Source organism: Streptomyces sp. NPDC007971, from assembly GCF_042958635.1.
In the GTDB taxonomy this organism is placed as follows: Bacteria; Actinomycetota; Actinomycetes; order Streptomycetales; family Streptomycetaceae; genus Streptomyces.
Map to the genome: position 1 here is coordinate 334,014 of NZ_JBIBJK010000007.1, position 22,052 is coordinate 356,065.

Here is a 22,052-nt window from a genome sequence, read left to right on the forward strand (position 1 = left end):
CTGTCTGCGTTCTGTCCGGGCTCACAGTCAACTACGGGTGGGGGGTATCGGGCAACGCGGCACTGAACACCGTTGTCATGTGCCCTGACCTGCGGAAACGAAGCGCTGGTCAGGGCATCGCACGACCTACTTCCCGTGGTGCAGCTGCCAGCCCTGCCAGGCCGAGCCGACCATCTCTCGCACCCCGCGCCGGGCCCGCCAGCCGAGGGCTTCGGCGGCCCGCTCGGCCGAGGCCACCGCACGTGGCGCGTCCCCCGGCCGGCGCCCCTCTACCACCGGTGTCCGCCGGTCGCCGGTGACGTCCCCGATGACCGTGATCAGCTCGCGCACGGAGACGCCCTCGCCGCGGCCGATGTTCAGCGTGAGGTCGCCCCGGACTCCGCCGCCGGTTCCGGCAGCGGAGTCGCCTTCGGCGAGCCGGCGCGCGGCCGCCAGATGCGCCTCGGCGAGGTCGGCCACATGGATGTAGTCGCGGACAGCGGTGCCGTCCGGGGTCGGATAGTCGTCGCCGAAGATCCGCGGGGCCTCGCCGCGGGTGAGCCGGTCGAAGACCATCGGCACGATGTTGAACACACCCGTGTCCGCGAGTTCCGGCGCCGCCGCGCCCGCCACGTTGAAGTAGCGCAGGCACGCCGTCGAGATCCCGTGCGTGTGGCCCGCCGCCCGCACCAGCCACTCACCGGCCAGCTTGGTCTCGCCGTACGGATTCACCGGCGCGCAGGGGGTGTCCTCGGTGATCAGCTCCACGTCCGGGTTGCCGTACACCGCGGCCGACGAGGAGAACAGCAGGCGGCCGATCCCCGCCTCCGCGACCGCGTCCAGCAGGGTGGCCAGGCCGCCCACGTTCTCCCGGTAGTAGCGGGTGGGCTCGGCCACCGACTCCGCGACCTGCTTGCGGGCCGCCAGGTGCACGACACCCGTCACTCCGTACTCCACGAAGACCCGCTTGAGCAGGTCCCCGTCCAGGGTCGAGCCCGCGACGAGCGGAACCTCGGCCGGCAGCCGCTCGGGCACGGCGGCCGACAGGTCGTCCAGCGCCACGACGCTCTCTCCTGCGCCGGTCATGGCCCGTGCCACATGTGCCCCGATGTATCCGGCTCCGCCGGTGATCAGCCACGTCATGGGCGCCCACCCTATGCCGACCGGCGGCGTGTCCGTGATGCCGGGGGATGCCCGGGTCTGCGCCCAAAGTTTGTGGGGCGGCCCCCGGATCACCGATGATGATCGCGGCAAAGGCCGGGGCAGCCCCCGTGGTCCGGGCCGTGAACGCCCGGTGAACGCGGGCTCGTGCCCATCGGATACCCTCTGCCGACATGCCGCCCGGGTGCCGCAGGTCAGGGGCGCCCCACCACGCTAATGACCGGCGCCGACGCGCCGGTACCCAGGGAGTGAGTTCGGTTGCCGACCGCCATCGTCACCGGTCAGCCGGTCCCCGGATCGTCCCTTGAGAGCGATCTGCGGTCCCTCGGCTTCGACGTGCACGCGGCCACCGACGCCACCGACGCGGAGACCCTGCTCGCGGCCGTCCCCGCCGACCGCCGTGTGGCCCTGGTCGACGCCCGCTTCGTCGGCCACCTGCACGCACTGCGGCTCGGCCTCACCGACCCGCGTTTCGACCTCGCCGCCGTGCCCGGCGCCGTCACCGCCCAGCCGGCCGCCCGCCAGGCGCTGACCCGCACCCTGGCCCGCGAGGCCTCCGCCGGCCCGGGCGCGGCCCTCGCCGTCGACAGCCTCGCCGACCGCGTCGTCACCACCCTCGACACCGACGGCAGCGCGATCCACCGGCCCGAGCTGGGCAGCCTGGTCGCCGCCGTCCCGGCCGACCCGCAGGCCCGCAACGAGGCCCGGCAGGCCGTCGCCGCCGTCGACGAGGAGGCCATACGCCTGAAGTCCGCCGTGAAGTCCCGCGACGGCTTCTTCACCACCTTCTTCATCAGCCCGTACTCGCGCTACATCGCCCGCTGGTGCGCCCGCCGGGGCCTGACCCCCAACCAGGTCACCACCGCCTCCCTGCTCACCGCCCTGATCGCGGCGGGCTGCGCGGCGACGGGCACCCGGGGCGGCTTCATCGCCGCAGGCGTGCTGCTGATCGCCTCCTTCGTCCTGGACTGCACCGACGGCCAGCTCGCCCGCTACGCCCTGAAGTACTCCACGCTCGGCGCCTGGCTCGACGCCACCTTCGACCGGGCCAAGGAGTACGCCTACTACGCGGGGCTCGCCCTCGGCGCGGCCCGCGGCGGCGACGACGTGTGGGCCCTCGCCCTCGGCGCGATGATCCTGCAGACCTGCCGGCATGTGGTCGACTTCTCCTTCAACGAGGCCAACCACGACGCCACCGCGAACACCAGCCCCACCGCGGCCCTGTCCGACAAGCTGGACAGCGTCGGCTGGACGGTCTGGGTGCGCCGGATGATAGTCCTGCCCATCGGCGAGCGGTGGGCGATGATCGCCGTCCTCACCGCGGCCACCACCCCGCGCATCACCCTCATCGTGCTGCTCGCCGGCTGCGCCGTCGCCGCCACCTACACCACGGCGGGCCGGGTGCTGCGGTCGCTGACCCGCAGGGCGAAGCGGACCGACCGGGCGGCGCGGGCGCTGGCGGACCTCGCCGACTCGGGCCCGCTCGCCGAGAACCTGACGCGTGTGGTCAAGCGGGGCCTGCCGGGCCTTGCCGTCCCCGCCGTCGCGCTGCTGGGCGGTGCCGTGGTCGTGGGCTGCTCCGCGCTCTCCGCCCCCGGCGGGGTGCTGCCGGTCATCGGCGCCGTCGTGTACGTCGTCACCTCGGCCTTTGCCGTCGCCCGCCCCCTCAAGGGCGCCCTCGACTGGCTGGTGCCGCCGCTGTTCCGGGCCGCCGAGTACGGCACCGTCCTGGCCCTCGCCAGTAAAGCCGGGGTAAACGGTGCACTTCCTGCGGCTTTCGGCCTGGTGGCCGCCGTCGCCTACCATCACTACGACACGGTGTACCGCATCCGCGGCAACGCCGGAGCGCCGCCGGCCTGGCTGGTGCGTGCCATCGGGGGACAGGAAGGGCGGACGCTGCTGGTCACCGTGCTGGCCGCGCTGCTCTCCGCATCGCAGTTCAAGGTCGCGCTCACGGTTGTCGCCGTGGCCGTCGCCCTGGTGGTGCTCGTCGAGAGCATCCGCTTCTGGGTGTCCGCTGGGGCGCCCGCCGTACACGACGAAGGAGAACCCGCATGATCGGCCTCGTGCTGGCGGCCGGCGCCGGACGGCGTCTGCGCCCCTACACCGACAGCCTTCCGAAGGCTCTGGTGCCGGTGGGCCCTGCCGGCATAGAGGACTCGATCACGGTGCTCGACCTCACACTCGGCAATTTCGCCGAGATCGGCCTGACGGAGGTCGCGGTCATCGTCGGCTACCGCAAGGAGGCCGTGTACGAGCGCAAGGCGGCCCTGGAGGCCAAGTACGGCCTCAAGATCACCCTCATCGACAACGACAAGGCCGAGGAGTGGAACAACGCCTACTCCCTGTGGTGCGGCCGTGACGCCCTCAAGGACGGCGTGATCCTCGCCAACGGCGACACCGTCCACCCGGTGTCCGTCGAGAAGACGCTGCTGGCCGCCCGTGGCGAGGGCAAGAAGATCATTCTCGCCCTCGACACCGTGAAGTCCCTCGCGGACGAGGAGATGAAGGTCGTCGTCGACCCCGGCAAGGGCATGACGAAGATCACCAAGCTGATGGACCCCGCCGAGGCGACCGGTGAGTACATCGGCGTCACCCTCATCGAGGGCGATGCGGCCCCCGAGCTCGCCGACGCGCTCAAGGCGGTCTGGGAGACCGACCCGCAGCAGTTCTACGAGCACGGCTACCAGGAGCTGGTCAACCGCGGCTTCCGGATCGACGTGGCCCCGATCGGCGACGTCAAGTGGGTCGAGATCGACAACCACGACGACCTCGCCAAGGGCCGGGAGATCGCGTGCCAGTACTGACCCGGCTCATCCCGTCGCCGGTCGTCGTGGACATCCGCCCGGGTGCCCTCGACGACCTGGCGGGCGTGCTCGCCGACGAGCGCATCTCCCAGTCCGGCCGGCTCGCCGTCGCCGTCAGCGGCGGCTCCGGCGCGAAGCTGCGCGAGCGCGTCGCCCCTTCGCTGCCCGGCGCCACCTGGTACGAGGTGGGCGGCGGCACCCTCGACGACGCCGTGCGGCTGGCCGGCGACATAAAGGCCGGCCACTACGACGCGGTCGTCGGCCTCGGCGGCGGCAAGATCATCGACTGCGCGAAGTTCGCCGCGGCCCGGGTCGGTCTGCCCCTGGTCGCCGTGCCGACGAATCTCGCGCACGACGGCCTGTGCTCGCCGGTCGCCACCCTCGACAACGACGCCGGGCGCGGCTCCTACGGTGTGCCGAACCCGATCGCGGTCGTCATCGACCTGGACGTGATCCGCGAGGCACCGGCGCGCTTCGTGCGGGCCGGCATCGGCGACGCGATCTCCAACATCAACTCGATCGCGGACTGGGAGCTGTCCCACCGCGTCAACGGTGAGAAGATCGACGGCCTCGCCGCCGCCATGGCCCGCCAGGCCGGCGAAGCGGTGCTCCGGCACCCCGGCGGCATCGGCGAGAACGAGTTCCTCCAGGTGCTCGCCGAGGCGCTGGTCCTCACCGGTATCGCGATGTCGATCTCGGGTGACTCGCGGCCCGCCTCGGGCTCCTGTCACGAGATCAACCACGCCTTCGACCTGCTCTTCCCCAAGCGTGCCGCCAGCCATGGCGAGCAGTGCGGGCTCGGTGCCGCCTTCGCGATGTACCTGCGCGGCGCGCACGAGGAAGCGGCGTACCAGGCGGAGGTACTGCGCCGGCACGGGCTTCCGGTGCTTCCGGAGGAGATCGGCTTCACGGTGGACGAGTTCGTCCGCGCCGTGGAGTTCGCCCCGGAGACCAGACCCGGCCGCTACACGATCCTCGAACACCTCGACCTCAAGACGAACCAGATCAAGGACATCTACGCCGACTATGTCAAGGCCATCGGTAGCTGAACTCCGTCCGGTCGTCCACCCCGCAGGGGTGAAGGACCGGCGCAGCGGTGAGCACTGGGCGGGACGCCTCTACATGCGCGAGGTGTCCCTGCGCGTCGACCGCTACCTGGTGAACACCAGGGTCACGCCCAACCAGCTCACGTACCTGATGACCGTCTGCGGCGTGCTCGCGGCCCCGGCTCTGCTCGTGCCGGGGATCGCGGGCGCCGTGCTCGGCGTCGTCGCCACCCAGCTGTACCTGCTCCTGGACTGCGTCGACGGCGAGATCGCCCGCTGGAAGCAGCAGTACTCGCTCGGCGGCGTCTACCTCGACCGCGTCGGCGCCTACCTGACCGACGCCGCCGTCCTGGTCGGCCTCGGCCTGCGCGCCGCCGACCTGTGGGGGAGCGGGCGCATCGACTGGCTGTGGGCCTTCCTCGGCACGCTGGCCGCCCTCGGCGCCATCCTGATCAAGGCCGAGACCGACCTGGTCGGCGTCGCCCGGCACCAGGCCGGCATGCCCCCGGTCAAGGAGGCCGCGTCCGAGCCGCGCTCCTCCGGTATGGCACTGGCCCGCCGCGCCGCCGCGGCGCTGAAGTTCCACCGGCTCATCCTCGGCATCGAGGCCTCGCTGCTGATCCTGGTCCTCGCGATCGCCGACCAGATCCACGGCGACCTGTTCTTCACCCGGCTCGGCACCGCCGTCCTCGCCGGCATCGCCCTGCTGCAGACCCTGCTGCACCTGGTGTCCATCCTCGCCTCCAGCAGGCTGAGGTGAGCGGCATGAAGGTCGGTGCGGTCATCATCACCATGGGCAACCGGCCCGAGGAGCTGCGTGCCCTGCTCGACTCGGTCGCCAAGCAGGACGGCGACCGGGTCGAGGTGGTCGTCGTCGGCAACGGCTCGCCCGTCCCGGACGTCACGGAGTTCTCGTCGGTCGTACGGACCGTGGAGCTGCCCGAGAACCTGGGCATCCCCGGCGGCCGCAACGTCGGCATAGAGGCCTTCGGCCCCGGCGGCCGTGACGTCGACATACTGCTCTTCCTCGACGACGACGGCCTGCTCGCCCGCCACGACACCGCCGAGCTGTGCCGTCAGGCGTTCGAGGCCGACCCGAAGCTCGGCATCATCAGCTTCCGCATCGCCGACCCGGACACGGGCGAGACCCAGCGCCGGCACGTGCCGAGGCTGCGTGCCGCCGACCCGATGCGCTCCTCCCGGGTCACCACCTTCCTCGGCGGCGCCAACGCCGTCCGCACCCGGGTCTTCGCCGACGCCGGCGTCCTGCCGGACGAGTTCTTCTACGCCCACGAGGAGACCGACCTGGCCTGGCGGGCCCTCGACGCGGGCTGGATGATCGACTACCGGTCCGACATGGTCCTGTACCACCCGACCACCGCGCCCTCGCGGCACGCGGTGTACCACCGCATGGTCGCCCGCAACCGGGTCTGGCTGGCCCGCCGCAACCTCCCCGTGCTCCTGGTCCCCGTCTACCTCGGGGTCTGGCTGCTGCTCACCCTGCTGCGCCGCCCCTCGGTACCGGCCCTGAAGGCCTGGTTCGGCGGCTTCAAGGAGGGCTGGACCACCTCGTGCGGCCCGCGCCACCCGATGCGCTGGCGTACGGTGTGGCGACTCACCCGACTGGGCCGTCCCCCGGTGATCTGACAAGCTCGACGGTGCGGGGCCGTGCCCTGCGGGCGCGCCTGCGAACCGGTCGGGCGCACCCGGTCGAGACACACGGCATGCGTGGCGACGACGTACCGCAGCACTCGGCCCGTTCGACGCACACGACGCAGTACGACGCACACGATGTACCCGAAGACGAAAGCTTCCTCCTGTGAGTGAGACAACGCATGACGGCGGTGTTGCGGTGACCGCGGCCCCGTCACCCGACGAGGGACTGCCGGCGGCGCAGCTCGCCGCCAAGTACGGGCTCGCCGTGAGCGGCGCCCGGCCCTCCCTCGTCGAGTACGTCCGTCAGCTGTGGGGGCGGCGCCACTTCGTCCTCGCCTTCTCGCAGGCGAAGCTGACGGCGCAGTACAGCCAGGCCAAGCTCGGCCAGCTGTGGCAGGTGGCGACGCCGCTGCTCAACGCGGGCGTGTACTACTTCATCTTCGGCGTCATCCTGCACGCGAGCCGAGGCATGTCCAAGGACGTGTACATCCCGTTCCTGGTCACGGGTGTGTTCGTCTTCACCTTCACGCAGAGCTCGGTCATGTCGGGCGTCCGCGCCATCTCCGGCAACCTCGGCCTGGTGCGCGCCCTGCACTTCCCGCGCGCCTCGCTGCCCATCTCCTTCTCGCTCCAGCAGCTCCAGCAGCTCCTCTTCTCGATGATCGTGCTGTTCCTCGTCGCGCTCGGTTTCGGCAGCTACCCGAGCGCCTCCTGGCTGCTGATCGTGCCGGTCCTGCTGCTGCAGTTCCTCTTCAACACCGGGCTCGCGCTGATCGTGGCCCGCCTGGGCGCCAAGACGCCGGACCTCGCCCAGCTGATGCCGTTCGTCCTGCGCACCTGGATGTACACGTCCGGTGTCATGTTCTCCATCAACAAGATGATGGAGGGCCGCTCCGAACTCGCGGTCCGGCTGCTCCAGGTCAACCCGGCCGCCGTCTACATGGACCTGATGCGCTATGCGCTGATCGACGGGTACGGCGCGTCGAACCTGCCGCCTCACGTGTGGGCCATCGCCCTGTTCTGGGCCGTCGTCGTCTTCGCCGGCGGCTTCGTGTACTTCTGGAAGGCTGAGGAGAGGTATGGCCGTGGCTGAGCAGAACAGCAAGGACCCGCGTCCGACGGTCATCGCGGACGACCTGCACATCGTCTACCGGGTCAACGGTGCCAAGACCGGCAAGGGCAGCGCGACGGCCGCCCTCAGCCGCATCCTCAAGCGGGGCTCCGACGACGCGGCGCGCGGGGTGCGCAAGGTGCACGCCGTGCGCGGTGTCTCCTTCGTCGCCTACCGCGGCGAGGCGATCGGCCTGATCGGCTCCAACGGCTCCGGCAAGTCCACGCTGCTGCGTGCCATCGCCGGCCTGCTGCCCGCCGAGAAGGGCAAGGTCTACACCGACGGCCAGCCCTCGCTGCTCGGCGTGAACGCGGCCCTGATGAACGACCTGACCGGCGAGCGCAACGTCATCCTCGGCGGTCTCGCCATGGGCATGTCCCGCGAGCAGGTCAAGGAGCGCTACCAGGAGATCGTCGACTTCTCGGGCATCAACGAGAAGGGCGACTTCATCACCCTTCCGATGCGCACCTACTCCTCCGGCATGGCGGCCCGGCTGCGCTTCTCCATCGCCGCCGCCAAGGACCACGACGTCCTCATGATCGACGAGGCGCTCGCCACGGGTGACCGCAAGTTCCAAAAGCGCTCCGAGGACCGCATCCGGGAGCTGCGCAAGGACGCCGGCACGGTGTTTCTGGTCAGTCACAACAACAAGTCCATCCGCGACACCTGCGACCGCGTCCTGTGGCTGGAACGCGGCGAGCTGCGCATGGACGGACCCACCGAAGAGGTCCTCAAGGAGTACGAGAAGTTCACGGGCAAGTAACCCCCGATTGGGCCAGGGCCCTGCCGGAACCCTCCGGTGGGGCCCCGCGTCTGCAAAAGAGGCGTCAACTCGCTCTGTTCTTAGGAATCTTGACGCCAATCGGTGTGTTGTTGTGATGCGCGGGACACCCCGCCGGACCTGCCTGCGTTGTACAACGTAAGCTGTACCGGTCCCGGAAAGCGGCAAGTGGGGCGATAATGCGCGACACCCTCTGCGGGGAAGCCCCGCGCCAGGCCAGGCGGCGTGTCCGAAATAGTGTGTATCGGATCGGCAGTGTAGAACGGGAGATGTGACGGCAATGGCTACGGAAACTCCCCAGCTCAGCGCAGCATGTGCCGTCCCCGCCACGGGCAGCGCGCGGTGACGGGAACCGACACGGCGCCGGACCTGGAGCGCGCCACGCTGGACAAGGCTGCGAGCGAGAACTTCCCCGTGGCCCCCTTCTTTCTGCCCCGTGCCTGGCGCGACGACCTCATGGCCGTGTACGGCTTCGCGCGTCTCGTGGACGACATCGGTGACGGCGATCTGGCCCCCGGCGGGGCCGACGCGCGCATCCTCGGCGTGTCCGCCGCCGAGGCCGGGAACCGCCTCGTCCTCCTCGACGCCTTCGAGGCCGATCTGCGACGCGTCTTCGACGGCACGCCCCGCCACCCCCTGCTGCGCCGTCTGCAGCCCACCGTCCGCCGCCGCTCCCTCACCCCCGAGCCGTTCCTCGGACTGATCGCCGCCAACCGCCAGGACCAGCTCGTCACCCGGTACGAGACCTACGACGACCTCCTCGCCTACTGCGAACTGTCCGCCAACCCCGTCGGCCGCCTCGTCCTCGCCGTCACCGGCACCGCGACCGCCGAGAGGAACCGTCTCTCCGACTCGATCTGCACCGCTCTGCAGATCGTGGAGCACGTCCAGGACGTCGCCGAGGACCTCGCCCGGGACCGGATCTATCTTCCCGCCGCCGACATGAAACGCTTCCACGTCCAGGAAACCGATCTCGCGGCAGAAACCGCAGGCGCATCGGTGCGCGCCCTGGTCGCATACGAAGCGCAACGCGCCCGCGATCTGCTGAATGAAGGCGCCCCCCTGGTGGGTAGCGTCCACGGCAGGTTGAAGCTGTTGCTCGCAGGGTTCGTGGCGGGGGGAAGGGCGGCGGTCCGGGCGATCGCCGCCGCCGAATACGACGTACTTCCCGGCCCTCCCAGACCCGGCAAGGTCCAGTTGCTGCGTGAGGTGGGCGTGATCCTGCGAGGAGAGGGGTGATCCGGACCGTGGATTCTCCACCGCACGTGTCCGCACCGGTACTCGCCGCCTACAGCTACTGCGAGGCCGTGACCGGGCAGCAGGCCCGCAACTTCGCGTACGGCATCCGGCTGCTGCCGACGCCCAAGCGCCGCGCCATGTCGGCGCTGTACGCCTTCTCCCGGCGTGTCGACGACATCGGCGACGGCGACCTGCCGGGCGAGGTCAAGGTGAAGCGGCTGGAGGACACCCGCGCGCTGCTCACCCGCGTCCGCGAGGGCGGGGTCGAGGAGGACGACACCGATCCGGTGGCCGTCGCGCTCACCCATGCCGCACAGGCCTTCCCGATCCCGCTCGGCGGTCTGGACGAGCTGATCGACGGCGTCCAGATGGACGTACGCGGGGAGACCTACGAGACCTGGGACGACCTGAAGGTCTACTGCCGTTGCGTGGCCGGAGCCATCGGCCGTCTCTCGCTCGGTGTGTTCGGCACGGAACCGGGGGCGCGTGGCGCCGAGCGCGCATCCGAGTACGCCGACACCCTCGGCCTCGCGCTCCAGCTCACCAACATCCTCAGGGACGTCCGCGAGGACGCCGAGGGCGGCCGCACCTACCTGCCCGCCGACGACCTCGCCAAGTTCGGCTGCTCGGCCGGGTTCGACGGGCCGACACCGCCGGAGGGCTCCGACTTCGCGGGGCTCGTCCACTTCGAAGTACGCCGGGCCCGTGCCCTTTTCGCCGAGGGCTACCGGCTGCTCCCCATGCTCGACCGCCGCAGCGGCGCCTGCGTGGCCGCCATGGCCGGTATCTACCGCCGGCTGCTGGACCGCATCGAGCGCGAACCGGACGCCGTGCTGCGCGGCCGGGTCTCGCTGCCCGGACGCGAGAAGGCCTTCGTCGCCGTGCGCGGCCTGTCCGGGCTCGACGCCCGGCACGCGTCCCGGCGGACCGTCAGGAGGCGCGCCTGATGGACCCCGTGGACCAGGCAAGTCCGGCGAGCTGGCCGCGGCGGGCAACTTTCCGCTGCGGCGTGGCGTCCCTGACTGCGACGGCCGACCGTGCAGCGTTCAACCTGCACGCTCGGCACGCACGGAAGGACGCACGATGAGCGACGGCCCGCGCCCGGAGGGGGCGCCCGCTGACACACCGCGACCCGCGGCCACGGCAGGCCGCAGCGTCGTGGTGGTCGGCGGCGGCCTCGCCGGGATCACCGCGGCGCTCGCGCTCGCCGACGCGGGTGTCCGGGTCACCCTGCTCGAAGGCAGACCCAGGCTGGGCGGCCTCGCCTTCTCCTTCCGGCGCGGCGAGCTGACCGTCGACAACGGCCAGCACGTGTACCTGCGCTGCTGCACCGCCTACCGCTGGTTCCTCGACCGGATCGAGGGCGCGGCGCTGGCACCGCTGCAGGACCGCCTGGACGTGCCCGTCGTCGACGTCGCCAAGCCCGAGGGCAGACGGCTCGGCAGGCTGCGGCGCGACCCGCTGCCCGTCCCCCTCCACCTGGGGCGCAGCCTGGCCTCCTATCCGCATCTCTCGCTCGCCGAGCGTGCCGCGGTCGGTCGGGCCGCGCTCGCGCTCAAGGGGCTCGACCTCGCCGATCCGACCCTGGACACCCAGGACTTCGGCAGCTGGCTGGCCGCTCACGGCCAGTCGGCGCGTGCCATCGAGGCCCTGTGGGACCTGGTCGGGGTCGCCACCCTCAACGCGGTCGCGGGCGACGCCTCGCTGGGGCTCGCCGCGATGGTGTTCAAGACCGGTCTGCTGTCCGACCCGGGCGCGGCCGACATCGGCTGGGCCCACGTCCCGCTGGGCGAACTGCACGACCGGCTGGCCCGCAAGGCGCTCGACTCCGCGGGCGTCCGTACCGAGGTCCGTACACGCGTCACCTCCGTCTCCCACAACGAGAACGGGACCTGGAGCGTTCAGGTTCCCGGCGAGACGCTCCGGGCCGACGCGGTCGTCCTCGCCGTACCCCAGCGCGAGACCCACGACCTGCTGCCGCCCGGCGCCCTCGACGCCCCCGAGCAGCTGCTGCGGATCGAGACCGCGCCCATCCTCAACGTGCATGTCGTCTACGACCGCAAGGTGCTCGCCAGGCCCTTCTTCGCCGCACTCGGCACCCCCGTGCAGTGGGTCTTCGACCGCACCGACGCCTCCGGGCTCGCCGAGGGGCAGTACCTGGCGCTGTCCCAGTCGGCCGCCGAGGACGAGATCGACGCACCCGTCGCCGTGCTCCGCGAGCGCTACCTGCCCGAGCTGGAGCGCCTGATCCCGGGCACCCGCGACGCGGTGGTGAAGGACTTCTTCGTGACCCGCGAGCGCACGGCCACGTTCGCCCCCGCCCCCGGCGTCGGGCGGCTGCGGCCCGGCGCCCGCACCAAGGCCCCCGGCCTGTACCTGGCCGGAGCGTGGACCGCCACCGGGTGGCCCGCAACCATGGAGAGTGCGGTCCGCAGCGGAGTCAGCGCGGCCGACGCCGCGCTGAGCACCCTGGGCCGGCCCCGCCCCCGCCATCTCTTCGCGTTCGAGGAGGCGGCCCACTGCACCGACCCGGGGGACAACCCCCGGGGACCCGGCCGGCAAGCGGAGCGCACCGGCGCTTCCCTGCGAGGTGAGATCCGGTGAAGGTCGATGAGCAGCCGGCGGCGGGCCCCCGCACCCCCGGTACCGCAACTAGAGGAGAGACTGTGCCCACTGTGCCCCCGGCTTCGACGCCCGCTCGGAGGTCCGCGGTGGACGTCACCGCGCTCCTGGAGCGCGGCCGGACCCTGGCCACACCGGTGCTGCGTGCGGCCGTCGACCGGCTGGCGCCCCCCATGGACACCGTCGCCGCCTACCACTTCGGCTGGATCGACGCCGCGGGCAACCCGGCCGACGGCGACGGCGGCAAGGCCGTGCGCCCGGCCCTGGCCGTGCTCTCCGCCGAGGTCACCGGCGCCGCACCCGAGGTGGGCATCCCCGGCGCCGTCGCCGTCGAACTGGTCCACAACTTCTCCCTGTTGCACGACGACCTGATGGACGGCGACGAGCAGCGCCGCCACCGCGACACCGTCTGGAAGGTGCACGGCCCCGCGCAGGCCATCCTGGTCGGCGACGCCCTGTTCGCCCTCGCCAACGAGATCCTGCTGGAACTCGGCACCGTCGAGGCGGGCCGCGCCACCCGCCGGCTGACCACCGCCTCCCGCGCCCTGATCGACGGTCAGGCGCAGGACATCTCCTACGAGCACCGCGACCGCGTCAGCGTCGAGGAGTGCCTGGAGATGGAGGGCAACAAGACCGGCGCCCTGCTCGCCGCCTCCAGCTCCATCGGCGCGGTGCTCGGCGGCGCCGACGACCGCACCGCGGACGCTCTGGAGAAGTACGGCTACCACCTGGGTCTGGCCTTCCAGGCCGTGGACGACCTGCTCGGCATCTGGGGCGACCCCGAGGCCACCGGCAAGCAGACCTGGAGCGACCTGCGCCAGCGCAAGAAGTCCCTGCCGGTCGTCGCCGCCCTCGCGGCGGGCGGCTCCGCCTCCGAGCAGCTCGGCGAGATCCTCGCGGCCGACGCCAAGAGCAGCGACTTCGCGACCTTCTCCGAGGAGGAGTTCGCGGCCCGCGCCGCCCTCATCGAGGCGGCGGGCGGCCGCGAGTGGACGGCCGGGGAGGCACGCCGCCAGCACGTCATCGCCGTCGAGGCCCTCGACGCCGTCGACATGCCCGAGCAGGTACGGGCGGCCTTCACGGCGCTCGCCGACTTCGTCGTCGTACGAAAGAGATGATCACTATCGGTCGCATAACCCTCGCGTAGTCGCCGGCCGGTGTCGAGGGACGACGGACACCGGCCGACGGCGGACCCGCAGCAGCACGACTCGCACGACTGCATGAAGGGGAAGCCATGACAGCGACGACCGACGGAAGCACCGGGGCGACCCTGCCGCCCCGAGCAGCCTCGGCCAGCGAAACCGACGTCACCACCCCCGCGGCGGCCGGGGTACAAGAAGCCGCCGAACGCGCCGCACGGCGGGCCACCGACTTCCTGCTCGCCCGGCAGGACGCCCAGGGCTGGTGGAAGGGCGACCTCGAGACGAACGTCACCATGGACGCCGAGGACCTGCTGCTCCGTCAGTTCCTCGGTATCCGCGACGAGGAGACCACACAGGCCGCCGCCCTGTTCATCCGCGGCGAGCAGCGCGAGGACGGCACCTGGGCCACCTTCTACGGCGGCCCCGGCGAACTCTCCGCCACCATCGAGGCCTACGTGGCCCTCCGGCTGGCCGGTGACGCGCCCGACGCCCCGCACATGGCGAGGGCCTCCGCCTGGATCCGCGAGCGCGGCGGCATCGCCGCCGCCCGGGTCTTCACCCGGATCTGGCTCGCCCTGTTCGGCTGGTGGAAGTGGGACGACCTGCCCGAACTCCCGCCGGAGCTGATCTACTTCCCCAGCTGGATGCCGCTCAACATCTACGACTTCGGCTGCTGGGCCCGGCAGACCATCGTGCCGCTGACGATCGTCTCGGCCAAGCGCCCGGTGCGCCCCGCGCCCTTCCCGCTGGACGAGCTGCACACCGACCCGGCCGACCCCAACCCGGCCAGACCGCTTGCCCCGGTGGCCAGTTGGGACGGCGCCTTCCAGCGTCTGGACAAGGCGCTGCACCAGCTGCGCAAGGTCGCCCCGCGCAGACTGCGCAGAGCCGCGATGAACTCCGCGGCCCGCTGGATCATCGAGCGGCAGGAGAACGACGGCTGCTGGGGCGGCATCCAGCCGCCCGCCGTGTACTCGGTCATCGCGCTGCACCTGGTCGGCTACGACCTGGAGCACCCGGTGATGCGCGAGGGCCTCGCGTCGCTGGACCGCTTCGCCGTGTGGCGGAAGGACGGCGCCCGGATGATCGAGGCCTGCCAGTCCCCGGTGTGGGACACCTGCCTCGCCGCCATCGCGCTGGCCGACGCCGGACTGCCCGCCGACCATCCGCAGCTGGTCAGGGCCGCCGACTGGATGCTCGGCGAGGAGATCGTGCGGCCCGGCGACTGGGCCGTCAAGCGGCCCGGGCTCCCGCCGGGCGGCTGGGCGTTCGAGTTCCACAACGACAACTACCCGGACATCGACGACACCGCCGAGGTCGCCCTCGCGCTGCGCCGGATCAGGCATCACGACCCCGAGCGGGTGGACCGGGCGATCGGACGCGCGGTCCGCTGGAACCTCGGCATGCAGTCGAAGAACGGGGCGTGGGGCGCTTTCGACGTCGACAACACCAGCCCGTTCCCGAACCGGCTGCCGTTCTGCGACTTCGGCGAGGTCATCGACCCGCCGTCCGCGGACGTCACCGCGCACGTCGTGGAGATGCTCGCCGCCGAAGGTCTCGCCCACGACCCGCGCACCCGGCGCGGCATCGAGTGGCTGCTGGCCGAGCAGGAGGCGGACGGCTCGTGGTTCGGCCGCTGGGGCGTCAACTACATCTACGGCACCGGCTCGGTGGTGCCCGCTCTCACCGCGGCCGGCCTGCCCGGCTCCCATCCCGCCATCAGGCGCGCCGTGACCTGGCTGGAGAACGTCCAGAACGACGACGGCGGCTGGGGCGAGGACCTGCGCTCGTACAAGTACGTCAAGGAATGGAGCGGACGCGGTGCCTCCACCGCCTCCCAGACCGCCTGGGCGCTGATGGCGCTGCTCGCGGCGGGGGAGAAGGACTCCAAGGCCGTCGAGCACGGCATCCGGTGGCTGGCCGAGACCCAGCGCGAGGACGGCTCCTGGGACGAGCCGTACTTCACGGGCACCGGGTTCCCCTGGGACTTCTCCATCAACTACCACCTCTACCGGCAGGTCTTCCCGCTCACCGCCCTCGGCCGCTATCTGCACGGCGATCCCTTCGAGCAGCATCTCGCCGCAGGCAGGAGGCCGCTCGCCGAGGCCGAGGGGCGCTGAATGAGCACCCGGCCCGCACCGGCCCCGCTGCTGATCGCCTGCGCGCTCGGCATCGAGCACCTCGCCCTGCGCACCGGCGACCGGCACCCGGCCGGACCGGGCGGCTTCCTGCGTCCCGCGGGCGGAGGGGACCAGTACTCCGCCGGAGGGCCGTTCACCGTCGTCCGTACGGGCATGGGGCCCAGGGCGGCGGAGCGCTCCGTCTCCCGGCACCTGGCCGCGCCGGCCCTGGCCGGGGCGGCCGTACTGGCCACCGGCTTCTGCGCCGGACTCGCCCCCGGCATGCACCCCGGCGACCTGGTCGTCGCCGAGGAGACCCGGGACCCGCGCGGCACCGTCCCGTGCGTGGGCACCGACCTGCTCGTCAAGGAACTCGCGCGCATCCTGCCCGGGCGCACCGTCCACACCGGCCCCCTCACCGGCTCCGACCATGTCGTGCGCGGACCCGCGCGGTCCGACCTGTCCGCGACCGGCGCGATCGCGGTCGACATGGAGTCGGCGGCCACACTCCTGAGCGCCGTCCGCGCGGGCGAGCGCCCGGTTGCGGCCGTACGGGTGGTCGTGGACGCTCCAGAACATGAACTCGTCCGGATCGGGACGGTGCGCGGTGGAATATCAGCTTTCCGTGTTCTTCGTTCCGTCCTTCCCGCTTTTTTGGAATGGCACCGTTCTTTGCTGCTCCCCCGGAGGTGAGCCAGATGGCCATGCCGCTGCGTCAGTCCATCAAGGTCGCTACGTACCTGGCTGAACAGAAGATCCGAAGGCGCGACAAGTTTCCGCTCATCGTCGAGCTGGAACCCCTCTTCGCCTGCAATCTCAAGTGCGAGGGCTGCGGGAAGATCCAGCACCCGGCCGGGGTGCTGAAGCAGCGCATGCCGGTCGCCCAGGCGGTGGGCGCGGTACTGGAGTCCGGTGCTCCGATGGTGTCCATCGCCGGTGGAGAACCGTTGATGCACCCCCAGATCGACGAGATCGTGCGCCAGTTGGTGGCCAGGAGGAAATACGTTTTCCTCTGCACCAACGCCATGCTGCTGCGCAAGAAGATGGACCAGTTCACGCCCTCCCCGTACTTCGCGTTCGCGGTGCACATCGACGGGCTGCGCGAGCGGCACGACGAATCCGTCGCGAAGGAAGGCGTGTTCGACGAGGCGGTGGAGGCCATCAAGGAGGCCAAGCGGCGCGGCTTCCGGGTGACCACCAACTCGACCTTCTTCAACACCGACACCCCGCAGACGATCATCGAGGTGCTCAACTTCCTCAACGACGACCTCAAGGTCGACGAGATGATGATCTCGCCCGCCTACGCCTACGAGAAGGCTCCCGACCAGGAGCACTTCCTCGGCGTGGAGCAGACCCGCGAACTGTTCAGGAAGGCCTTCGCGGGCGGCAACCGCAAGAAGTGGCGGCTCAACCACTCCCCGCTCTTCCTGGACTTCCTGGAGGGCAAGGTCGACTTCCCGTGCACGGCCTGGGCGATCCCGAACTACTCGCTCTTCGGCTGGCAGCGCCCCTGCTACCTGATGAGCGACGGGTACGTGCCGACGTACCGCGAACTCGTCGAGGAGACCGACTGGGACAAGTACGGCCGCGGCAAGGACCCGCGTTGCGCCAACTGCATGGCGCACTGCGGCTACGAGCCCACCGCCGTCCTCGCCACCATGGGCTCCCTGAAGGAGTCGCTGCGGGCCATGCGCGAGACCGTCTCCGGAAACCGGGAGTGACGCCATGACCGCCGTCCCCCTGGGCGTCCCCGAGGTACCGGCCCGGCCCGTCGCACCGCGGCGCGCGTCGCGTCAGATCCACGTCGGGCCGGTGGCGGTCGGGGGCCGAGCCCCGGTGTCGGTGCAGTCGATGACGACGACCCGGACGTCGGACATCGGCGCCACCCTCCAGCAGATAGCGGAACTCACCGCGTCCGGCTGCCAGATCGTCCGTGTCGCCTGCCCCACGCAGGACGACGCGGACGCGCTCGCGACCATCGCCCGCAAGTCGCAGATCCCGGTGATCGCGGACATCCACTTCCAGCCGAAGTACGTCTTCGCGGCCATCGAGGCGGGCTGCGCGGCGGTACGGGTGAACCCGGGCAACATCAAGAAGTTCGACGACCAGGTGAAGGAGATCGCCCGGGCCGCGAAGGACCACGGCACCCCGGTGCGGATCGGCGTCAACGCAGGCTCCCTGGACCGCCGTCTGCTGCAGAAGTACGGCAGGGCGACCCCCGAGGCGCTGGTCGAGAGCGCGCTGTGGGAGGCCTCCCTCTTCGAGGAGCACGGCTTCAGGGACCTCAAGATCTCCGTCAAGCACAACGACCCGGTGGTGATGATCGAGGCGTACCGGCAGCTCGCCGAGGCGTGCGACTACCCGCTGCACCTGGGGGTCACGGAAGCGGGCCCGGCGTTCCAGGGCACGATCAAGTCGGCGGTGGCGTTCGGGGCGCTGCTGTCGCGGGGCATCGGGGACACCATCCGTGTCTCCCTGTCGGCCCCGCCCGCCGAGGAGGTCAAGGTCGGCATCCAGATCCTGGAGTCCCTGGGGCTCAGGCAGCGGCGCCTGGAGATCGTCTCCTGTCCGTCCTGCGGGCGCGCCCAGGTCGACGTCTACAGGCTCGCCGACGAGGTCACGGCAGGACTGGACGGCATCGACGTGCCGCTCAGGGTCGCGGTGATGGGCTGTGTGGTCAACGGTCCGGGCGAGGCCCGCGAGGCAGACCTCGGAGTTGCCTCGGGCAACGGGAAGGGGCAGATCTTCGTCCGGGGCGAGGTCGTCAGGACCGTGCCCGAGTCGAAGATCGTTCAGACGCTCATCGAGGAAGCCATGAAGCTGGCCGACCGGACGAAGTGATGTGAGGCAGGGCACGGACCGAGAGGGGGCCGAGCGTGACGATTCTGGAGAGCATCCGGGGACCACGCGAGCTGAAGGCACTGTCCGAGGCGGAACTCGGCGAACTGTGCGCAGAGATCCGTGAGTTCCTGGTGCACGCGGTGACGAGAACCGGCGGGCACCTAGGACCCAATCTGGGGGTGGTGGAACTCTCCGTCGCGCTCCACCGGGTCTTCGAGTCACCGGTGGACCGCATCCTGTGGGACACCGGCCATCAGAGCTATGTCCACAAGCTGCTGACCGGACGCCAGGACTTCTCCAAGCTGCGCGGCAAGGGGGGCCTGTCCGGCTACCCCTCGCGCGAGGAGTCCGAGCACGACGTCATCGAGAACAGCCACGCCTCCACGGCGCTGGGCTGGGCCGACGGCCTCGCCAAGGCCCGCCGGGTGCAGGGGGAGAAGGGCCACGTCGTCGCGGTCATCGGCGACGGGGCACTCACCGGAGGCATGGCCTGGGAGGCGCTCAACAACATCGCGGCCGCCAAGGACCGGCCGCTGATCATCGTCGTCAACGACAACGAGAGGTCGTACGCCCCGACCATCGGCGGCCTCGCCAACCACCTGGCCACCCTGCGCACCACCGACGGCTACGAGAAGGTCCTCGCCTGGGGCAAGGACGTCCTGCTGCGGACCCCGGTCGTCGGACCCACCGTGTACGAGTCCCTGCACGGCGCGAAGAAGGGCTTCAAGGACGCCTTCGCCCCCCAGGGCATGTTCGAGGACCTGGGGCTGAAGTACGTCGGCCCGATCGACGGCCATGACATCAAGGCCGTCGAGTCGGCGCTGCGCCGGGCGAAGCGCTTCCACGGGCCGGTCCTGGTCCACTGCCTCACCGAGAAGGGCCGCGGCTACGAGCCGGCCCTCGCCCACGAGGAGGACCACTTCCACACCATCGGCGTGATGGACCCGCTGACCTGCGAGCCGCTCGCGCCCTCGGGCGGGCCGTCCTGGACCTCGGTGTTCGGGGACGAGATCGTCAGGATCGGTGAGGAGCGCGAGGACGTCGTGGCGATCACGGCGGCCATGCTGCACCCGGTGGGACTCGGCCGGTTCGCCGAGCGCTTTCCCGACCGGGTGTGGGACGTCGGCATCGCCGAGCAGCACGCGGCCGTCTCCGCGGCCGGTCTCGCCACCGGGGGCCTGCATCCGGTCGTCGCCGTCTATGCCACCTTCCTCAACCGTGCCTTCGACCAGCTGCTGATGGACGTCGCCCTGCACCGCTGCGGGGTGACCTTCGTGCTGGACCGGGCCGGTGTCACCGGTGTGGACGGGGCCTCCCACAACGGCATGTGGGACATGTCCGTCCTGCAGGTCGTGCCGGGCCTGAGGATCGCCGCCCCGCGCGACGCCGGCCAGCTGCGCGCCCAGCTGCGGGAGGCCGTCGCCGTGGACGACGCGCCGACCCTGGTCCGCTTCCCCAAGGAGTCCGTCGGACCGGAGGTTCCGGCGATCGGCCATGTCGGCGGCATGGACGTCCTGCACCGCGGTGAGCGCGCGCGGGTGCTGCTGGTGGCCGTCGGCGTGATGGCCCCGGTGTGTCTGCAGGCCGCCGACCTGCTGGAGGCCCGGGGCATCACCTGCACGGTCGTGGACCCGCGCTGGGTCAAGCCCGTCGACCCGGCCCTGCCGGGGCTGGCCGCCGAGCACCGGCTGGTGGCCGTGGTGGAGGACAACAGCCGGGCCGCCGGGGTCGGTTCGGCCGTGGCGCTCGCCCTCGGCGACGCGGACGTGGACGTGCCGGTACGGCGGTTCGGCATTCCGGAGCAGTTCCTCGCGCACGCCAAGCGCGGCGAGGTCCTGGCCGACATCGGGCTCACGCCCGTCGAGATCGCGGGACGCATCGGCGCGAGCCTGGCCGTCGCGGACATGGGCCCGGCGGTCACGGATACCGGCGCCGCTGCCGAGGATGCAGGTGCCGCCGTCAAGGACGCGGGCCCGGCCGTCACGGATGCCGGTGCCGCCGACGCGGACGCGGGCCTCGTCGGCCTGGACGCCGGTGCCGCCGTCATCGACCCGGGGGGCACAGTCAAGGAGAGAGCTGAATGACCACGGAGTTCGACCTCGGGGCCCTCGTCGCCGGACGCGGAGCCGAGCGCTACGAGCTGCACGCGAAGTACCTGAACCCCCAGCTCCCGCGCATGCTGCACACCATCGGCTTCGACAAGGTCTACGAGCGCGCCGAGGGCGCCCACTTCTACGACGCGGACGGCAACGACTACCTGGACATGCTCGCCGGGTTCGGGGTGATGGGCCTCGGCCGTCACCACCCGGTCGTCCGCAAGGCGCTGCACGACGTCCTGGACCTGAATCTCGCCGATCTGACCCGCTTCGACTGCCAGCCGCTGCCCGGTCTGCTCGCGGAACGGCTGCTGGCCCACAGCCCGCACCTGGACCGGGTGTTCTTCGGCAACAGCGGCACGGAGGCCGTCGAGACCGCCCTGAAGTTCGCCCGGTACGCCACCGGCAGGCCGCGCGTCCTCTACTGCGACCACGCCTTCCACGGCCTGACCACCGGTTCTCTGTCGGTCAACGGCGAGGACGGCTTCCGTGACGGCTTCGCCCCGCTGCTGCCCGACACCGCCGTGCCCCTCGGCGATCTCGACGCCCTCGCCCGGGAGCTGAAGAAGGGCGACGTCGCCGCCCTGATCGTCGAGCCGATCCAGGGCAAGGGCGTGCACGAGGCCCCGCCCGGCCATCTGCGCGCCGCGCAGGAACTGCTGCACCGGCACAAGGCCCTGCTCATCGCCGACGAGGTGCAGACCGGTCTCGGCCGCACCGGTGACTTCTACGCCTACCAGCACGAGGACGGCGTCGAACCCGACCTGGTGTGCGTGGCCAAGGCGCTGTCGGGCGGCTATGTCCCCGTCGGCGCCACCCTGGGCAAGGACTGGATCTTCAAGAAGGTCTACTCGTCCATGGACCGGGTCCTGGTCCACTCGGCGAGCTTCGGGGCCAACGCCCAGGCCATGGCGGCCGGCCTCGCCGTGCTCTCGGTCATGGAGAACGAGCAGATCGTCGCCGGCGTCCGCACGACGGGCGACCTGCTCAAGTCCCGGCTGACCGCGCTGACCGACAAGTACGAGCTGCTCGCCGACGTCCGCGGCCGGGGCCTGATGATCGGCATCGAGTTCGGCAGGCCCGCGTCGCTGAAGCTGCGCAGCCGCTGGACCATGCTGCAGGCCGCGCGCAAGGGCCTGTTCGCCCAGATGGTCGTCGTCCCGCTGCTGCAACGGCACCGGATCCTCACCCAGGTCTCCGGCGACCACCTGGAGGTGATCAAGCTGATCCCGCCGCTGGTGATCGACGAGGCCGACGTGGACCGGTTCCTCGACGCCTTCACGGCCGTGATGGACGACGCCCACAGCGGCGGCGGCCTGATGTGGGACTTCGGCAAGACTCTGATCAAGCAGGCGGTGGCGAACCGCTGACCCCGGACGCAGCCCGCTTCCGGAGACCGGACGGGTACGGCTGCGCCGCTCGTGCGACGGAGCCGTACCCCGGTGCTCAAG

The 22,052-nt window shown here is 71.2% G+C and carries 19 protein-coding genes; 18 read left to right on the forward strand and 1 reads right to left on the reverse strand.

What is annotated here, in order from left to right; genetic code table 11:
- Positions 1-126: 126 nt before the first annotated feature.
- Positions 127-1,122, reverse strand: a complete 996-nt coding sequence (galE, locus tag ACFZCP_RS17375; RefSeq protein ID WP_391427857.1) for a UDP-glucose 4-epimerase GalE — start codon at positions 1,120-1,122, stop codon at positions 127-129.
- Between the two features lie 276 nt (positions 1,123-1,398).
- On the opposite strand from galE, the gene ACFZCP_RS17380 reads away from it, so the two are divergent.
- The 18 genes from ACFZCP_RS17380 to ACFZCP_RS17465 all read left to right on the forward strand — a co-directional run bounded on the left by ACFZCP_RS17380 (position 1,399) and on the right by ACFZCP_RS17465 (position 21,971).
- The gene (locus ACFZCP_RS17380; RefSeq protein WP_391427859.1) at positions 1,399-3,198 is read left to right on the forward strand and encodes a DUF5941 domain-containing protein; all 1,800 of its coding nucleotides are present in this window, start codon (positions 1,399-1,401) and stop codon (positions 3,196-3,198) included.
- The gene (locus ACFZCP_RS17385) at positions 3,195-3,947 is read left to right on the forward strand and encodes a sugar phosphate nucleotidyltransferase (protein ID WP_391427860.1); all 753 of its coding nucleotides are present in this window, start codon (positions 3,195-3,197) and stop codon (positions 3,945-3,947) included. The genes ACFZCP_RS17380 and ACFZCP_RS17385 overlap by 4 nt, the downstream gene beginning before the upstream one ends.
- Complete coding sequence (locus ACFZCP_RS17390) at positions 3,935-4,996, forward strand: iron-containing alcohol dehydrogenase family protein (protein ID WP_362682412.1); 1,062 nt, start codon at positions 3,935-3,937, stop codon at positions 4,994-4,996. The genes ACFZCP_RS17385 and ACFZCP_RS17390 overlap by 13 nt, the downstream gene beginning before the upstream one ends.
- The gene (locus ACFZCP_RS17395; RefSeq protein WP_391427861.1) at positions 4,974-5,753 is read left to right on the forward strand and encodes a CDP-alcohol phosphatidyltransferase family protein; all 780 of its coding nucleotides are present in this window, start codon (positions 4,974-4,976) and stop codon (positions 5,751-5,753) included. The genes ACFZCP_RS17390 and ACFZCP_RS17395 overlap by 23 nt, the downstream gene beginning before the upstream one ends.
- Before the next feature lie 5 nt (positions 5,754-5,758).
- Entirely contained in the window at positions 5,759-6,640 is an 882-nt protein-coding gene (locus ACFZCP_RS17400) for a glycosyltransferase (RefSeq protein WP_362682406.1), read from the forward strand.
- A gap of 172 nt (positions 6,641-6,812) precedes the next feature.
- Positions 6,813-7,742, forward strand: coding sequence for an ABC transporter permease (locus ACFZCP_RS17405; RefSeq protein ID WP_391427862.1), 930 nt, complete (start codon positions 6,813-6,815; stop codon positions 7,740-7,742).
- Positions 7,729-8,523: an ATP-binding cassette domain-containing protein gene (locus ACFZCP_RS17410; protein ID WP_391427863.1), complete on the forward strand. Its 795-nt coding sequence runs from the start codon at positions 7,729-7,731 to the stop codon at positions 8,521-8,523. The genes ACFZCP_RS17405 and ACFZCP_RS17410 overlap by 14 nt, the downstream gene beginning before the upstream one ends.
- A gap of 360 nt (positions 8,524-8,883) precedes the next feature.
- On the forward strand, positions 8,884-9,780 hold the full coding sequence (hpnC, locus tag ACFZCP_RS17415; RefSeq protein ID WP_362682396.1) for a squalene synthase HpnC: 897 nt from the start codon (positions 8,884-8,886) through the stop codon (positions 9,778-9,780).
- Positions 9,777-10,727 carry a presqualene diphosphate synthase HpnD gene (gene hpnD / locus ACFZCP_RS17420; RefSeq protein WP_391427864.1) on the forward strand — a complete coding sequence of 317 codons (951 nt, stop codon included), beginning with the start codon at positions 9,777-9,779 and terminating at the stop codon, positions 10,725-10,727. Before hpnC ends, hpnD begins: the two co-directional genes overlap by 4 nt.
- Positions 10,727-10,867, forward strand: a complete 141-nt coding sequence (locus ACFZCP_RS17425; protein WP_391427865.1) for a DUF6380 family protein — start codon at positions 10,727-10,729, stop codon at positions 10,865-10,867. The genes hpnD and ACFZCP_RS17425 overlap by 1 nt, the downstream gene beginning before the upstream one ends.
- Positions 10,864-12,384 carry a hydroxysqualene dehydroxylase HpnE gene (gene hpnE / locus ACFZCP_RS17430; protein WP_391427866.1) on the forward strand — a complete coding sequence of 507 codons (1,521 nt, stop codon included), beginning with the start codon at positions 10,864-10,866 and terminating at the stop codon, positions 12,382-12,384. The genes ACFZCP_RS17425 and hpnE overlap by 4 nt, the downstream gene beginning before the upstream one ends.
- A gap of 71 nt (positions 12,385-12,455) precedes the next feature.
- The gene (locus ACFZCP_RS17435) at positions 12,456-13,520 is read left to right on the forward strand and encodes a polyprenyl synthetase family protein (protein WP_362683272.1); all 1,065 of its coding nucleotides are present in this window, start codon (positions 12,456-12,458) and stop codon (positions 13,518-13,520) included.
- A gap of 116 nt (positions 13,521-13,636) precedes the next feature.
- The gene (shc, locus tag ACFZCP_RS17440; protein WP_391427867.1) at positions 13,637-15,664 is read left to right on the forward strand and encodes a squalene--hopene cyclase; all 2,028 of its coding nucleotides are present in this window, start codon (positions 13,637-13,639) and stop codon (positions 15,662-15,664) included.
- On the forward strand, positions 15,665-16,357 hold the full coding sequence (locus ACFZCP_RS17445) for a 1-hydroxy-2-methyl-2-butenyl 4-diphosphate reductase (RefSeq protein ID WP_391427868.1): 693 nt from the start codon (positions 15,665-15,667) through the stop codon (positions 16,355-16,357).
- Between the two features lie 5 nt (positions 16,358-16,362).
- Positions 16,363-17,385: an adenosyl-hopene transferase HpnH gene (gene hpnH / locus ACFZCP_RS17450; RefSeq protein WP_391427869.1), complete on the forward strand. Its 1,023-nt coding sequence runs from the start codon at positions 16,363-16,365 to the stop codon at positions 17,383-17,385.
- Between the two features lie 4 nt (positions 17,386-17,389).
- A complete protein-coding gene (ispG, locus tag ACFZCP_RS17455) occupies positions 17,390-18,505 on the forward strand; it encodes a flavodoxin-dependent (E)-4-hydroxy-3-methylbut-2-enyl-diphosphate synthase (RefSeq protein ID WP_391427870.1) in 1,116 nt (371 codons plus the stop codon).
- Positions 18,506-18,540: 35 nt separating this feature from the next.
- Positions 18,541-20,589 carry a 1-deoxy-D-xylulose-5-phosphate synthase gene (gene dxs / locus ACFZCP_RS17460; RefSeq protein WP_391427871.1) on the forward strand — a complete coding sequence of 683 codons (2,049 nt, stop codon included), beginning with the start codon at positions 18,541-18,543 and terminating at the stop codon, positions 20,587-20,589.
- Positions 20,586-21,971 (forward strand): aminotransferase class III-fold pyridoxal phosphate-dependent enzyme, encoded by a 1,386-nt coding sequence (locus tag ACFZCP_RS17465; protein ID WP_391427872.1) that lies wholly within the window; start codon positions 20,586-20,588, stop codon positions 21,969-21,971. Before dxs ends, ACFZCP_RS17465 begins: the two co-directional genes overlap by 4 nt.
- Positions 21,972-22,052: the final 81 nt, after the last annotated feature.